This is a genomic window from Suicoccus acidiformans (assembly GCF_003546865.1).
GTDB classification, from domain to species: domain Bacteria; phylum Bacillota; class Bacilli; order Lactobacillales; family Aerococcaceae; genus Suicoccus; species Suicoccus acidiformans.
Map to the genome: position 1 here is coordinate 2322026 of NZ_CP023434.1, position 14259 is coordinate 2336284.

The window sequence follows — 14259 nt, forward strand, 5'->3', positions numbered from 1 at the left end:
ACAACTAGAAAGGCTCGATATGTATACAGAAAAAGTCGCCATTATTGATATTGGCTCCAACACAATCCGCCTCGTTATCTACGGCATTGATGCCCAATATAATTACATCGAACTGCAGAACGTTAAAACACCAGCCCGACTATCGCATTTCCTCGAGGAAGAGGACGGGCAGAAATGGATGCGCCAAGAAGGGATTGACCGGCTTATCCAGACTTTACAAAGCTTTAACGAAGTATGTTGGCACTACAATGTTGATGTGATTCGTCCGATGGCTACGGCAGCTATCCGCCAATCTGCTAACCAAGAGGATATCTTTGCACAAGTGATAGAAGCTACTGGTTTTAATATTGAATTAGTCCAAGAAGAGGAGGAAGCCCTCTACGGCCAGTACGCTGTGACTCACACCAACACGATTAAAGATGCCATTACCATTGATATTGGCGGGGGCAGCTGTGAGATTACGCTATATGAAGATAAACAAGGCGTTTACTTGCATAGCTTTCCATTTGGTGCCGTAAGTTTGAAGGACCAATTCTTCGAAGGGAAAGCCCATAACGATCCAGATGCGATTGCTGCGGCTCGAGAATATGTCAGCAATGCTTTCAAAGAGTACGAATGGATTCGCAAGGCTAAAAAGCCAATCATCGCCATTGGTGGTTCTGCCAGGAATGTCGCGAATGTTCATCAATTAGCCACGAACTATCCGATGGCGGGGATTCATGGTTATGAAATGAATGAGGTAGATTTATCGGATACCTTCAACTTATTCGTGAACACGCCTTACGAAGAGATGTCTGATATTGAAGGCTTGAGTAACGACCGGACTGATTTAATTATTCCCGCAACAATTGTCTTTCAAGAACTGATGAAGGTAACAAAAGCGGATATCTTCAGTCTTTCAAGCCAAGGTTTGCGTGAGGGAATTATTCTCAAATATATTAACGAGAAATACGATACCCCAATTGACAACAAATTAATCCGCAAACGCTCTGTTGAAGGCGTGGTCCGTGACTTCCCGATCAACACTTTCGGCTCAGATATCGACATCCATATTACCCTCAGCTTGTTCGAAGAATTAGTCAAATGGGGGCAACTCGAAGAATCCGCTGAAATAAGGGAAGAGTTAACATTCGCAACCATCCTATATCGCTTCGGTGGCTTCATCAGTACAGAAGCTGATTCCCAGCATACATTCTATATTTTATCGAATATGAATTTGCTAGGCTTTAGCCACTATAAACGCTTGCGATTGGCCCTGTTAGCTAGCTTTCGCAACCGGACTCTATACAAGCAATACCTTGAAACCTTTGAGGATTGGTTGACTCAAGAAGAATTTGATTTATTAGAGCGCCTTGGGGGACTATTGAAATTTGCCCAAGCTCTGAATGACTCCAAGACTGCTCCGATTAAAGACATTCGCCTGCTAAAAGCCGACCAGAATACTTATGAACTTCTGATTTACCACAATGAATCGATTGTTGCTGAGAAATACCGGGCCAACCGCCACAAAAAGCATCTTGAACGAGCTTTAGATGGCTCTTTAAAGCTAAATTTTGTCTATACTGAACGATAATTTGCCATGATTAAAGGAGGAATGTAAACGTGAGTTCTGTATCTGAAAGACCAAACACAAGCCAAGCAGACGAGTTAGATTTCTTCAACCGGGAATTAAGTTGGTTAGACTTTAACTACCGGGTTATTGATGAGGCTTATGACTCAGACAATCCCTTTCTTGAGCAATTGAACTTCTTAGGCATCGGCAGCTCAAATTTGGATGAATTCTTTATGGTACGTGTTGCTGGCGTATATGATCAGTATCATGCCGGTATTGAAGTAGCTGAGAACAAGACTAACATGTCACCAGATGACTTATTGGACGCTATCAGTGAACGGAATCGTCGGAATGTGGATTTCCAATACAAACGCTATAAGCAACTCGTCGAGCAACTTCCAACGCTCAATTACAGTGTTAAAGCCTTCACTGAGTTAAACGAGAACGAAAAAGAACAAGCGGTGCAATATTTCCGTGAGTTAATCTTGCCGACGTTATCTCCTTTAGGGATTGATGCCTACCGTCCCTTCCCACACTTAAAGAATAAAGTGTTAAATATCTTTGTAAATCTAACAAAAGACGAGGAAATTTACCAAGCTATTGTACCTATTCCGAGTCTATTAGATCGTTATTTGACCTTTGATTACCACGATAGCTACGTGATTGTACTCATTGAAGATTTAATTATCAACTTGCTGGAAGAATTATTCCAAGGCTATGAAATCAATTATGCCTATCCTTTCCGGATTACGCGGAATGCGGACTTTGATATTATCGAAGAGGATGCTTCAGACTTACTGATTCTCATTGAAGACTATGTCAAGCAACGCCGGCACGGGGCAGCGATTCGACTAGAGATTGACACGCGCTACACCCCGGACTTTAATGCGAAATATGACGACTTCCTCCAAGAAGTCTTAGAGATTGAGGACCGCTTCGTCTACCAATTCGAAGGGCCACTCGACTTAACCTTCCTCTTTGGTTTAGTTGATACGGTGAGTGAATTGCATCCAGAGGCAACTTACACACCTTTCAAGCCTTTCCTCAATCCCAAACATACCGGAGAATCGCTCTATCAAACGGCTAAAGAACATGACCTCTTCTTTAACCATCCCTACGATTCCTTCGATCCAGTCGTCTCCTTTATCGAACACGCTGCCGTTGACCCTCAAACGATTGCCATTAAGCAAACCTTATACCGTGTATCGAAGAACTCGCCGATCATCAGTGCCTTGAAGAAAGCTGCTGAGAACGGTAAAGAAGTCACGGTTCTGGTGGAGCTTAAGGCACGTTTCGATGAATCGAACAATGTGTATTGGGCACGGGAATTAGAAGAAGCAGGTTGCCACGTGCTCTACGGTGTCAGCGATTTAAAAACCCATAGTAAGATTGCCCTAGTCATCCGTATGGAAAACCAACAAATCCATCGCTATGTCCACTTAGGAACTGGTAATTATAACGATAAGACCGCTAGAACATACACAGATATGGGCATTATCACAGCCAATCCAGAAATTGGCGAAGATGCTTCTAACTTCTTCAATTACTTAAGTGGTTACACCGATCGCCCTGAATACCATCATCTGCATGTATCGCCTTTTGCAATTCGGGATTCCCTCATCGATTATATCGATGAAGAAATTGCATCTCACAAAGAGCACGGGAACGGTCATATCATCGCCAAGATGAATTCACTAACCGATAAACCACTCATTGAGAAGCTTTACGAAGCAAGTCAAGCAGGTGTGAAAATCGAGCTGATCGTTCGCGGTATTTGCTGCCTGAAACCAGGTGTCCCTGGCCTATCTGAAACAATTCACGTCCGAAGTATTGTCGGCCGCTTCTTAGAGCACAGTCGCATATACTACTTCCACCGCAATGGCAAACGTCATCTATTCCTATCCTCAGCCGATATGATGACCCGCAATATGACGAAACGGGTTGAAATCGAGTTCCCTATTCTGGATAAACGCATTGAAGAACAGATTCTACATATCTTAGAATTACAACTGAGCGATAATACTAAGGCACGCGTTCTACAAAGCGATGGCGAATACACGCGTCCCGCTAAGGAACCACCACTCATAAATAATCACATCTCCCAAATGGAATTCGCGGGTCAGAAGAAAGCCGTGCTTGTTAAAGAGCATAAGCAAGCCAGCCAAGGTAAACAACGACCTTTCGCCCGCTTCTTCCAAGCCCTTCGTCGCAAAAACCAAAAATAGCTCAATTCACTAGTGTAGGCTTGTCTTGCACTAGTGTTTACTTTTTAATTTTTTGGCTTTATTTTCTTTGATTTTATGCTATGATTACTGGTAAATAAACCCTAGGAGGAAATGCATGATTAATGTATCCAACGTCAGTTTATCCTTTCCTGATAAGAAATTATTCGAAGACGTCAATATAAGTTTTACCCCTGGTAACTGTTATGGTGTCATTGGCGCCAACGGTGCTGGAAAGTCCACCTTCTTAAAGATTCTCTCAGGTGAAGTAAGCCCTTCAACCGGAACCGTTTCGATGGACCCTAATGAACGCTTAGCTGTCTTAAACCAAAACCACTATGGCTTTGAAGACTATACGGTTATGGACACTGTCATTATGGGCTACAAGGAACTTTATGACATTATGAAAGAGAAAGATGCCATCTATATGAAGGAAGATTTCTCAGATGAAGATGGTATTCGCGCCGGAGAATTAGAAGCGCAATTTTCTGAAATGGGTGGTTGGGAAGCTGAGGCAGAAGCTAGTGATTTGTTGCAAGGCCTAGGCATCACAACCGATATGCACTACCAATATATGCGTGAATTAACCGAAGCAGATAAGATTAAAGTATTACTAGCACAGGCGCTTTTCGGTAAACCGGATAACTTGCTCTTGGACGAGCCGACGAACGGTTTAGATGGGCACGCCATCGATTGGTTGAGTGACTTTATTATGAATTTCCCCAATACGGTTATCGTCGTCTCTCACGACCGCCACTTTCTAAATACCGTATGTACACATATGGCCGACGTAGATTTCGGCAAAATCAAGCTGTATGTGGGGAACTATGACTTCTGGTTGCAATCTAGTCAATTAGCCGCCAAGCTCCAAGCTGACCAGAATGCTAAGAAAGAAGAGCAAATTAAAGAATTACAAGCCTTTATCGCTCGCTTCTCAGCCAATGCTTCCAAATCCAAACAAGCCACATCGCGTAAGAAGTTATTAGACAAGATTACCCTTGATGATATCCAACCTTCTTCCCGCCGTTATCCATACGTTGGCTTCTCACCAGAACGCGAAATTGGGAATGATTTACTGCGCGTTGAAGGTCTATCCAAGACTATCGATGGCGAGAAAGTCTTAAATAATGTTACCTTTACTTTGAACCGTGATGATAAAGTTGCTTTCTTAAGTCAGAATGACTTAGCAATGACTACCCTATTTGAAATTCTCATGGAGAATATGGAGCCGGATGAAGGCAGCTTCGAGTGGGGCGTGACCACGTCACAAACTTACTTACCACGTAACTCTGCCGAAGAGTTCGATTCTGATCAATCCATTCTAGAGTGGTTACGTCAATACGCAGACAAGGAAGAACAAGATAATACCTTCTTGCGTAGTTTCTTAGGTCGGATGCTCTTCTCAGGAGAAGATGTTATGAAGTCCGTTAATGTTCTCTCTGGTGGCGAGAAGGTTCGTTGCTTATTATCTAAGATGATGCTTTCCAAAGCAAATGTTCTCGTAATGGACCAGCCGACAAACCACTTAGACCTTGAATCAATCACTGCCCTTAACGAAGGCCTAATCAAATTCAATGGTGCAATTCTTATTGCATCACATGACTACGAAGTGCTTAATACTACTTGTAACCGTGTGATAGAACTTACACCATCTGGTGCCTTCGACCGCATTAGCACCACTTATGAAGAATACCTAAACGATGAGAGTGTACAAGAACGCGTCAAAGCGATGTATGCGTAAGGATTTACTCCAGCTGGAACGGAATGTTCCAGCTTTTTTTGATGGATGTGTTATGCATGGGACATAATATAAGTATCTTTTAATAAAGCCTCATCAATTTTTTAGTTCACATTAACCAATAACTGTGTATATAATAGACTATACGTATAAGAAAGAAGGATGAATATGGGACGTAAATGGATGAATATCCGCGAGAAAAAAGGTAAAAAAGACCAAGATACTTCTCGCATCTATGCAAAGTTTGGAATCGAAATCTATGCCGCAGCAAAGTCAGGCGAGCCTGATCCGGAAAGCAACTCGAAGCTAAAATTAGCCATCGATCGAGCCAAAACTTATAACGTTCCCAAGAACATTATTGACCGTGCAATTGAGAAGGCGAAAGGCTCTGATGATGAGCAGTTCGAAGAATTACGCTATGAAGGCTTTGGTCCGAGCGGCTCAATGATTATTGTCGATGCACTGACCAATAACGTCAATCGTACCGCTGGTAATGTCCGTTCTTTATACGGCAAGAATGGCGGTAATATGGGCGTCAGTGGTTCGGTGAGCTATTTATTTGATAATACGGCTGTCTTTGCCTTCCCGGGCGATGATGCCGAAGAGATTATGATGGTCTTACTCGAAGCTGATGTTGACATCCGTGATGTTACAGAAGAAGAAGGTCAAATTGTCGTATACGGTGAACCGACTGAATTTAGCCATATTAAAGAAGCGCTCGAAGCGAACGGTATCACAGAATTTGATGTTGCGGAATTAGAAATGCTACCGAAAACCGAAGTGACACTCGAAGGAAGCGACTTAAATACCTTCCTACATTTAATCGATGTCCTCGAAGAAGATGAAGATGTTCAGAAAGTTTACCATAACGTTGATTTATCCCATGTTGATTAAGGGTCCGCTATAGGGAGCGTTCACAGTTTTAAAGGAGGATGCAACCGTGTCTTTGCCAAATTTCTCACTGATTGACAGTGATGGTAGGCCTTATCGCCTAAAGGAATTTAATACAAAAGTTTTGTTATTGGTGAATACCGCGAGTGATTGCGGCTTCAGCAAGCAATTTGCCGAGCTGGAGGAACTTCACCAGCGTTATCAAACCCAAGGATTCTCTGTTCTTGCCTTTCCAAGTAATGAATTCAAGCAAGAGTCCTTAGATAATCACGCTTTAAAGCAAACTTACCGTGAGAAATTTGGGGTTACGTTTCCTATCAACCAACTCATTCATGTTAACGGCGAACACACCGACCCACTATTCCAGTGGCTCAAACAAGAGTTGCCCGGTTCATTTAACTCAAATATCAAGTGGAACTTCACTAAATTTCTGATTAATCGAGACGGAACCCCAGTCAAGCGCTATTCTCCTTTAGTGAAGCCCCATAAAATCGCAAAAGATATTGAGAAACTCCTCTAAAAAAAGCATGCCCAGATAACTCTGTGCATGCTTTTTGGCTTAGTTATATGTCTAAGGCAAGATTAGTGGATCATCTTCAGCGATTTCACCCTTAACTTCCAAGACTAGGCCGTGTGGTAGGCAAATCGCGGTCTGACCAGGCCGATATATCCAGCCCGTATTAACACCAATTTGATCGGGGCTATTATCTTCTTTAATACGAATGGCGCCATCATTCACTTCAATAATATTGTATTGACCCGGATTAGGGTAATAAGTCTTCAGGATTTGTTCCTGACCTTCCTCAAGCTCAAATGTATCGACAACATTCCCCATTATCTTAACGTTGGCATATATTTGAGGTTCCTCTTCTTCGGCTGGCATTTGGTATGCGGTAATGACATTGGGAATAAAGGACAGAATTATCGCCAAGACAATAAAAATATAATCAAACGGGCGCATTGTTTTGAATAATTGTTTCAAGCTGACACCTACTTTCTGCGTATGAGTATTATAGCACAGTTCGTGAAGCTTTTCTCAATAAAGGGTCAAAAGACTCGCCCATTATTTGGACGAGTCCTTACTATAACTATACTACATTGGATTTACTTAAGATCGCCGTTGACTGAGACAACGGTATAGCCACGTTCTTCAATTGCTCTAACTAACGCGTCCATATTGTTGTGGTTTACCTTTAAGACAATACGAATAGATCCTTCGTAATGATAGACCATCATATGAGTCAAGTTCTCTTCTGCAGACACGAGGGCGTCACCAATCTCTTCGATTACACCTGGACGGTCTTCTGACAACTCAACGATTAAGTACTGGCCTTCTGCCCCATAGCCTGAGATATTGACAAAGGCTTTGAAGATGTCTTTATCTGTAATGATACCGGCTAAGTGTGGACCATCTAAGACAAGCAGAACACCGATGTTCTCTTCAGACATTAAGGCTGCAGCATCCTGTAGCATTGTATCCGGTTGGACGGTAATTACTTTCTGTAACATAATATCGCCCACCATAGTCTTATCTAGCAAATAGTTTAATTCATGCGCATCTAAACTGGTAGCATCGGACGGCTTGGCTTTAGCAACTGTATCCCGTGTCACTAGACCGACGAGTTTGTTACCATCGACAACAGGTAGGCGGTTAATGTCGCGCTGATTCATGATATCTTCAGCTTGGCTTACACTTGTATCAGAGGTAATTGTAATGAGCTGTTGGGTCATAAAGTCTTTTACAAACATAGTCTATCCTCCTAAATAAGCTTTTTGAACTTGGTCACTATTCAGCAATTCTTCACCAGATCCTGATAAGACAATCTTACCTGTTTCAAGAACGTATCCGCGGTCAGCTACTTGTAAGGCTTGCTTGGCATTCTGTTCAATTAAGAGAACAGTTGTCCCTTGTTCGTTAATATCAGAAATAATACGGAAAATTTCTTTAATAAAGATTGGCGCCAAGCCCATGGAAGGTTCATCTAGTAGCAAGAGTCTAGGCTTAGCCATTAACGCTCGGCCCATCGCCAGCATCTGTTGCTCACCACCAGATAAGGTAGCTGCATCTTGCTTTTCTCGCTCTTTGAGAACTGGAAAGCGTTCATAGACTATCTCTAAATCTGCTTCAATCCCGTCACGGTCCTTGCGCAGATAAGCACCCATCTCCAGGTTCTCCCGTACCGACAGACCTTGAAAGACATGGCGGCCTTCCGGTACTTGCGAAATCCCTTGGCTAACAATATCCTTAGAGGCTAACTTCATTAAATCCTGCCCCTCATAGACAATGCTGCCGGCAGCAGCGTTCTCTAAACCAGAAATCGTTCGCAGAATCGTTGATTTCCCAGCACCATTAGCGCCAATTAAGGTTACAATTTCGCCTTCTTTAACTTCAAAGGAAACATTCTGCACGGCACGAATCATACCATAATTGACTTCTAAATTCTCAACATTAAGCATTATTCGTCACCCCCTAGGTAGGCCCGGATAACCGCATCATTCGATTGAATCTCTTCCGGTGTACCTTCCGCAATTAAACGTCCATATTCCAAAACATAAATGCGTTCACAAATATCCATAACTAAAGACATATCATGTTCAATCAGAACCACTGTCAAATCAAATTGCTCACGAATTTGGGCAATCAATTCGGTTAATTCTGCCGTTTCATTCGGGTTCATCCCTGCCGCTGGCTCATCCAAGAAGAGAATCTTCGGATCGGTTGCTAGGGCACGAACAATCTCCAAACGTCTTTGTTGGCCATAAGCTAAATTCTTCGCCTTATCCTTAGCAAAAGCCCCCAAATCGAAAATTTCAAGCAGGTCATAGGCCGCTTGCTCCATTTGGGCTTCCGTTTCATAGAAAGCTTTCGTTCGAAATAGTGATGACACAAGCGAATTACCATGTTCACGGTCCATGGCTACTTTAACGTTATCAATAACGGTTTGATCACTGAAAAGACGAATATTCTGAAAGGTACGGGCCAAGCCTAAGCCATTGATGTAATCTGGTCGCTTACCGTTTAAGGTTTCAACGCCATTGCCCATATCTAATTCAATCGTACCTTCAGTTGGCACATAAACACCGGTTAATAAGTTAAAGAAAGTTGTCTTACCTGCCCCATTTGGCCCAATCAGGCCGACAAGTTCACCTTTCTCCAGTTCCATCGATACATTAGAAACAGCTGCTAAACCGCCAAAGTTCTTCGTTAATTCATTTACTTTTAAAAGGGTCATGAGGCAGCTCCTTCCTTCTTATCTTTATTGAACCATTGCTTCACCATACTACCAAATTTGAATTCATAGTCTCCTAATAAGCCACCTGGACGGAAAATCATAATAAGAATCAAGGCAATCGCATAAAGCACCATACGGAGCTGACCATAATCTTGTAGCACCAAGTTCAAGATACCTAAAATAGTCGCCGCTACAAAGGTTCCGGTAAAGCTACCAATCCCACCAAATACTACAATAATCAAGACATCAATCGATCGGTTGAAGGTATAGTCATTCGGTGTAACTATTCCTAAATACGTCGCCTGTAGGGAGCCGCCGATACTAGCTGTAATAGCACCTAGCACAAAAGCCGTTACCTTATATTTCGTTACATTTACACCCATCGCTTCGGCGGCAATTTCATTCTGGTTAATTGCTGTCGTAGCACGCCCTTGACTACTGTAAACGTAATTTAAAACTAAGATAGTTGTTAGCGCTAAGAAGATAAATACGAGCCACCAATCGGTAACAATTGGAATTCCACTAATCCCCGCGGGACCATTGGTTAAATCTCTCAAGTTATTAATCAGCACACGAATAATCTCACTAACCCCAAGGGTGGCAATCGCCAAATAGTCACCCTTCAAGCGTAAGGTTGGTATCCCAACAAGCAATGCTACAATTGTAGAAATAATAACCCCAACCAACATCCCTAAGAGTAAGCCAGGAAGACCAGCAACACCGTAGCGCGTAGTGACAATCGCTGCCGAATACGCACCAATCGCGATAAAGCCTGCGTGTCCGAGCGAGAACTGTCCCGCTACCCCTAGAATTAAGTTAAGGCCCACTGCATATATAATGTTCAACATAATGGTCACTAGGGTAATCTTATAGAACGGATTGATAATACCCGTTTCGACCATGGCATAGATTGCAAGGAATGCAAGAAGAATTAAAGCAGTCCAGGCATAATTACGCGTATGAAATCTTTGCATTCTCTTCTACACCTTCTCTCTTGTATTCTTGCCGAAAAGCCCCTGTGGTAGTACAAGTAGAATAACGATGAGGAGAATATACACCACTGCATCCTTATACATTGAACCACCCATAAACGTAACAATCGTCTCCAGTAAACCAATGAGGTAACCCCCAACCATGGCTCCTGGAATACTGCCGATACCACCGACAACAGACGCAATGAAGGCTTTCAAGCCAGGCGCCGTTCCCATAGTGGGAGCAATCGAGTTATAGTAAATCCCGTAAAGAACTCCTGCCGCACCCGCTAGGGAAGAGCCGAGCGCAAACGTGAAGGAAATAATCGTATTCACATTAATCCCCATCAATTGGGCTGCCTCAGAGTCTGAAGCGACCGCCCGCATAGCGGTTCCCATTTTCGTACGGTTGACGATGAGTTGTAGGATAAGCATCATTAAGATGGTTACCACAAATACGAGAATTTGCTTGGTATTAATAATAATGCCAAAGACATTAAAGACTTGCGTTTCTATTGGACTCGGGAAGGCTTGCACCTCCGGTCCTAAGAAGTAGATCATGATATTCTGTAAGAAGTAAGATACCCCAATCGCGGTAATCAGGGCAGCAACACGGGTTGAATTGCGCAGTGGTTTATAAGCAATCCGCTCAATAACCATCCCCAATATAGCAGACGATACCATGACAATCGCCATCGCGACGAAGAGGTTCATCTCTAATTCCGCAATGAGAAAGTAGCCTAAGAAGGCCCCCATCATAAAGATGTCCCCGTGTGCGAAGTTAATTAGACGGATGGTCCCATACACCATCGTGTATCCAAGTGCAATCAAGGCATAGATACTACCCAGTGCTAGTCCGTTAACTAACTGTTGCATAAATAATTGCATAATGATATTCCTTTCCTTTAATAGTAAGTAAAAAAAGTATAGTATAAGCTATTTAAAATTTCAATAAGATTCCTTAGCAAGCTTTAATAAATAAGTTTTATCCACTTAAAAACGGGGCAGGATTTCCCGCCCCTTGCAAATCATATTAATATTCAACAGCAATAGCTTCAGCGGACTCAACTTCACCGTTGGTTAATTTTAACATAATGGCTGATTTGATCGGGGTATTATCCTCACCCATTGTGAATAATCCGGTCACCCCTTCAAAGTCCTTCGTTTCCGCAATTGCTTGACGAATCGCATCACGTTCAGTTGAGCCAGCACGATTGATTGCATCAATCATTAAGTTCGTCGCGTCATATGCTAAGGCTGCAAATGTATCTGGCTCTTGTCCATATTCTGCTTCATAAGCTTCTTGGAAGGCAACTACTTTCTCATCTTCTGATTCATTGGAGTAGTGAGTTGTATAGTAGATATCTGAAGCATTCTCTGCACCAGCTAAGTCAACTAATGTTTGGCTATGTAGGCCGTCTGCACCGATAATAGGTTGGGTAATCCCCATCTCACGTGCTTGTTTAATGAATAAGCCAACTTCAGTGTAGTAGGCTGGTACATATAAGGCATCGAATTCTTGAGCTGCTAAGGTTGACAGAATTGCTGAGAAATCCGTATCACCACTGGTGAAGGATTCTGTCGTTACAACGCTTCCCCCACGACTCTCAAACTCTTCAGTAAATGCATCCGCTACCCCTTGTGAGTAGTCTAAACCTACATCAACCACTAAAGCAACGTTCTTAATGCCCATGTTATCTGCGATGTGCGCTGCTGCTGCCCTACCTTGGAAGGTATCTTCGAAGCAGACCCGGAATAAGTATTCCATCAAGTTCCCGTTATTGTCAATACTTAATGCGTCTCCTGTTGCAGCCGGTGCAATTGCTGGGACGCCCGCTTTATTGATAACTGGAGCTTGAGATAACACATCTCCTGTTGTTGCTGGTCCGACAACACCGACAACGCCCTCTTCAACCAAACGTGTCGCCACAGAGTTTGTCTCGGTTAGGTCTGATTTATTATCATACTCAACTAATTCCAATTGCACACCGTCTAAGACTCCACCTGCTTCATTCGCTTGCTTTACAGCTAGTTTCGTCGCATTAGACATCGGCGTACCGTAAGAAGCCGCCCCACCTGTCAATTCATAGTTAGCACCTAACTTGGCGGTTTCCTGAGCGGAAACAAGTGGACCTGCTGTTGCAGCTGCTAGCGTAACCCCTGCAAATAATGCCGTTAAGGCTTTCTTCATTCTATTCATTGTGAACTCCTCCATACATTCTTCTGCTTAAACAACAAAACATCTGCACTGACCGTCTCCCTAGCGCAGATGTTAAACAATCTTATCATAAAATTGATTAAGCAATCCCGCTAGATTCTGATCTATGCGGGCAACAAAAAGGCAGCACCTCATAGATACAAACTTACGTTTAACGTGTTTGCATCCATAAAGCACAGACACAAACACTATCTAATGATGCTGGTAATAATGACTCGTGTTTCATTAAAATTAGCCATAGTGCATGCTTCCTTCCGTTTCTGATGTTATAAATCTACCACACTTTAAGGCGTATGTCAATCTTATTCTCATTAAAAACTCATCGAAAATTCTCGATTAACGATTGCACTCTTTCGGAAAAATTGTTAGATTATAGGAAACAACATTAGAAAACAAGGAGAAAATACTATGAAAACACAAAAGTTAGGCATTATCGGCCTAGGTCATGTCGGTGAACACGTACTTGCCTACGCCAGTCAATCTGAATTGTTCGGCGAAATCGTTACCATCGATATTAATGAAGACAAAGCCTTCGGAGAAGCCTTAGACCAAAGACATGCAACCGGCTTATTTACACGCAATAACATTAATATTTACCAAGGGAATTACAGCAATTTAAAAGATGCGGACATCATTATTATTTGCGCCACCTACGTCTACGACGATGGCCGGATTCTGGCCGACCGCCAAGCTTTAATCGGGGACAATGCCTCAATCATCCGTGATATTATGCGCCAAATTACCGAGGTGACCCAAGAGGCTATCTTAATATTCATCACAAACCCAGCAGATACCGTCACCTTTATGGCGGCAAGTGAATTCAACTATCCCCAAGAGCGCATTATGAGTACCGGCTGTATGTTGGATACAGCTCGCTTTAAGCAAATCCTCGGCGAGCACTATGGGGTTGATCCTAAGTCCGTCTCAGCCTATATGATTGGTGAGCATGGTTATACGGCGGTACCCGTCCTCAGCAAGACAACAATTGCCGGAATCCCCTATGAAGACCTACCTAATCACTTCCCAGATGTAGAACATTGGGACGCTGATACCATTCAAGAAAAAGTCGTCCAATCTGCTTACGAAGTCTTAAATGCCAAGACTGGCGTGACCAATGCTGCCATTGGTCAAGTCGCTTTTGAATTAGCCAAAGCTGTCCTATTGGATGAGAAAGCTATCTTCTCAGTAAGTACCACCTTTACCGAAGGCGAATACGGTGCAAGCGCCCCGCTTTGCTTTGCTACTCCAACAGTTGTTGGACGCAATGGTTGGGAGAAACGTTTCATTGTACCTTTGAATGATTGGGAAGAAGCTAAGATGCAAACGTCCATCGACAGCATCCTTGCCAATATTGAACTAGCTAAAGAAAGCAAATAAGATCGCAAGCCTTCAAGGCTCATCAGAATACCGCGTTCACTTTCTTCATCTTTGAGC

General features: G+C 42.9%; 13 protein-coding genes. 6 read left to right on the top strand and 7 right to left on the bottom strand.

Going from position 1 to position 14259, the window contains the following annotated elements; genetic code table 11:
* Positions 1 to 19 precede the first annotated feature (19 nt).
* From CL176_RS10920 to CL176_RS10940, 5 genes are all read left to right on the top strand, one after another.
* Positions 20 to 1573: a Ppx/GppA family phosphatase gene (locus CL176_RS10920; RefSeq protein WP_118991305.1), complete on the top strand. Its 1554-nt coding sequence runs from the start codon at positions 20 to 22 to the stop codon at positions 1571 to 1573.
* Between the two features lie 29 nt (positions 1574 to 1602).
* Positions 1603 to 3777, top strand: coding sequence for an RNA degradosome polyphosphate kinase (locus CL176_RS10925; RefSeq protein WP_118991306.1), 2175 nt, complete (start codon positions 1603 to 1605; stop codon positions 3775 to 3777).
* Between the two features lie 115 nt (positions 3778 to 3892).
* Positions 3893 to 5515 carry an ABC-F family ATP-binding cassette domain-containing protein gene (locus CL176_RS10930; protein ID WP_118991307.1) on the top strand — a complete coding sequence of 541 codons (1623 nt, stop codon included), beginning with the start codon at positions 3893 to 3895 and terminating at the stop codon, positions 5513 to 5515.
* A gap of 165 nt (positions 5516 to 5680) precedes the next feature.
* Positions 5681 to 6406 carry a YebC/PmpR family DNA-binding transcriptional regulator gene (locus tag CL176_RS10935; protein ID WP_118991308.1) on the top strand — a complete coding sequence of 242 codons (726 nt, stop codon included), beginning with the start codon at positions 5681 to 5683 and terminating at the stop codon, positions 6404 to 6406.
* Between the two features lie 46 nt (positions 6407 to 6452).
* The gene (locus tag CL176_RS10940) at positions 6453 to 6923 is read left to right on the top strand and encodes a glutathione peroxidase (RefSeq protein ID WP_118991309.1); all 471 of its coding nucleotides are present in this window, start codon (positions 6453 to 6455) and stop codon (positions 6921 to 6923) included.
* A 51-nt stretch (positions 6924 to 6974) separates the two neighbouring features.
* Here the strand turns inward: CL176_RS10940 and CL176_RS10945 are convergent, their stop codons facing one another.
* The 7 genes from CL176_RS10945 to CL176_RS10975 form a co-directional block, all read right to left on the bottom strand.
* On the bottom strand, positions 6975 to 7385 hold the full coding sequence (locus CL176_RS10945; RefSeq protein WP_240430553.1) for a NusG domain II-containing protein: 411 nt from the start codon (positions 7383 to 7385) through the stop codon (positions 6975 to 6977).
* A gap of 122 nt (positions 7386 to 7507) precedes the next feature.
* Positions 7508 to 8152: a CBS domain-containing protein gene (locus tag CL176_RS10950; RefSeq protein ID WP_118991310.1), complete on the bottom strand. Its 645-nt coding sequence runs from the start codon at positions 8150 to 8152 to the stop codon at positions 7508 to 7510.
* A 3-nt stretch (positions 8153 to 8155) separates the two neighbouring features.
* The gene (locus CL176_RS10955) at positions 8156 to 8860 is read right to left on the bottom strand and encodes an ABC transporter ATP-binding protein (RefSeq protein WP_118991311.1); all 705 of its coding nucleotides are present in this window, start codon (positions 8858 to 8860) and stop codon (positions 8156 to 8158) included.
* Positions 8860 to 9636 carry an ABC transporter ATP-binding protein gene (locus tag CL176_RS10960; protein ID WP_118991312.1) on the bottom strand — a complete coding sequence of 259 codons (777 nt, stop codon included), beginning with the start codon at positions 9634 to 9636 and terminating at the stop codon, positions 8860 to 8862. The genes CL176_RS10955 and CL176_RS10960 overlap by 1 nt, the downstream gene beginning before the upstream one ends.
* Positions 9633 to 10610 (bottom strand): branched-chain amino acid ABC transporter permease, encoded by a 978-nt coding sequence (locus CL176_RS10965; RefSeq protein ID WP_118991313.1) that lies wholly within the window; start codon positions 10608 to 10610, stop codon positions 9633 to 9635. Before CL176_RS10965 ends, CL176_RS10960 begins: the two co-directional genes overlap by 4 nt.
* Before the next feature lie 6 nt (positions 10611 to 10616).
* A complete protein-coding gene (locus tag CL176_RS10970) occupies positions 10617 to 11495 on the bottom strand; it encodes a branched-chain amino acid ABC transporter permease (RefSeq protein ID WP_118991314.1) in 879 nt (292 codons plus the stop codon).
* A 145-nt stretch (positions 11496 to 11640) separates the two neighbouring features.
* The gene (locus CL176_RS10975; protein WP_118991315.1) at positions 11641 to 12807 is read right to left on the bottom strand and encodes an ABC transporter substrate-binding protein; all 1167 of its coding nucleotides are present in this window, start codon (positions 12805 to 12807) and stop codon (positions 11641 to 11643) included.
* A gap of 426 nt (positions 12808 to 13233) precedes the next feature.
* On the opposite strand from CL176_RS10975, the gene CL176_RS10980 reads away from it, so the two are divergent.
* Positions 13234 to 14202 carry a lactate/malate family dehydrogenase gene (locus CL176_RS10980; protein WP_118991316.1) on the top strand — a complete coding sequence of 323 codons (969 nt, stop codon included), beginning with the start codon at positions 13234 to 13236 and terminating at the stop codon, positions 14200 to 14202.
* Positions 14203 to 14259: the final 57 nt, after the last annotated feature.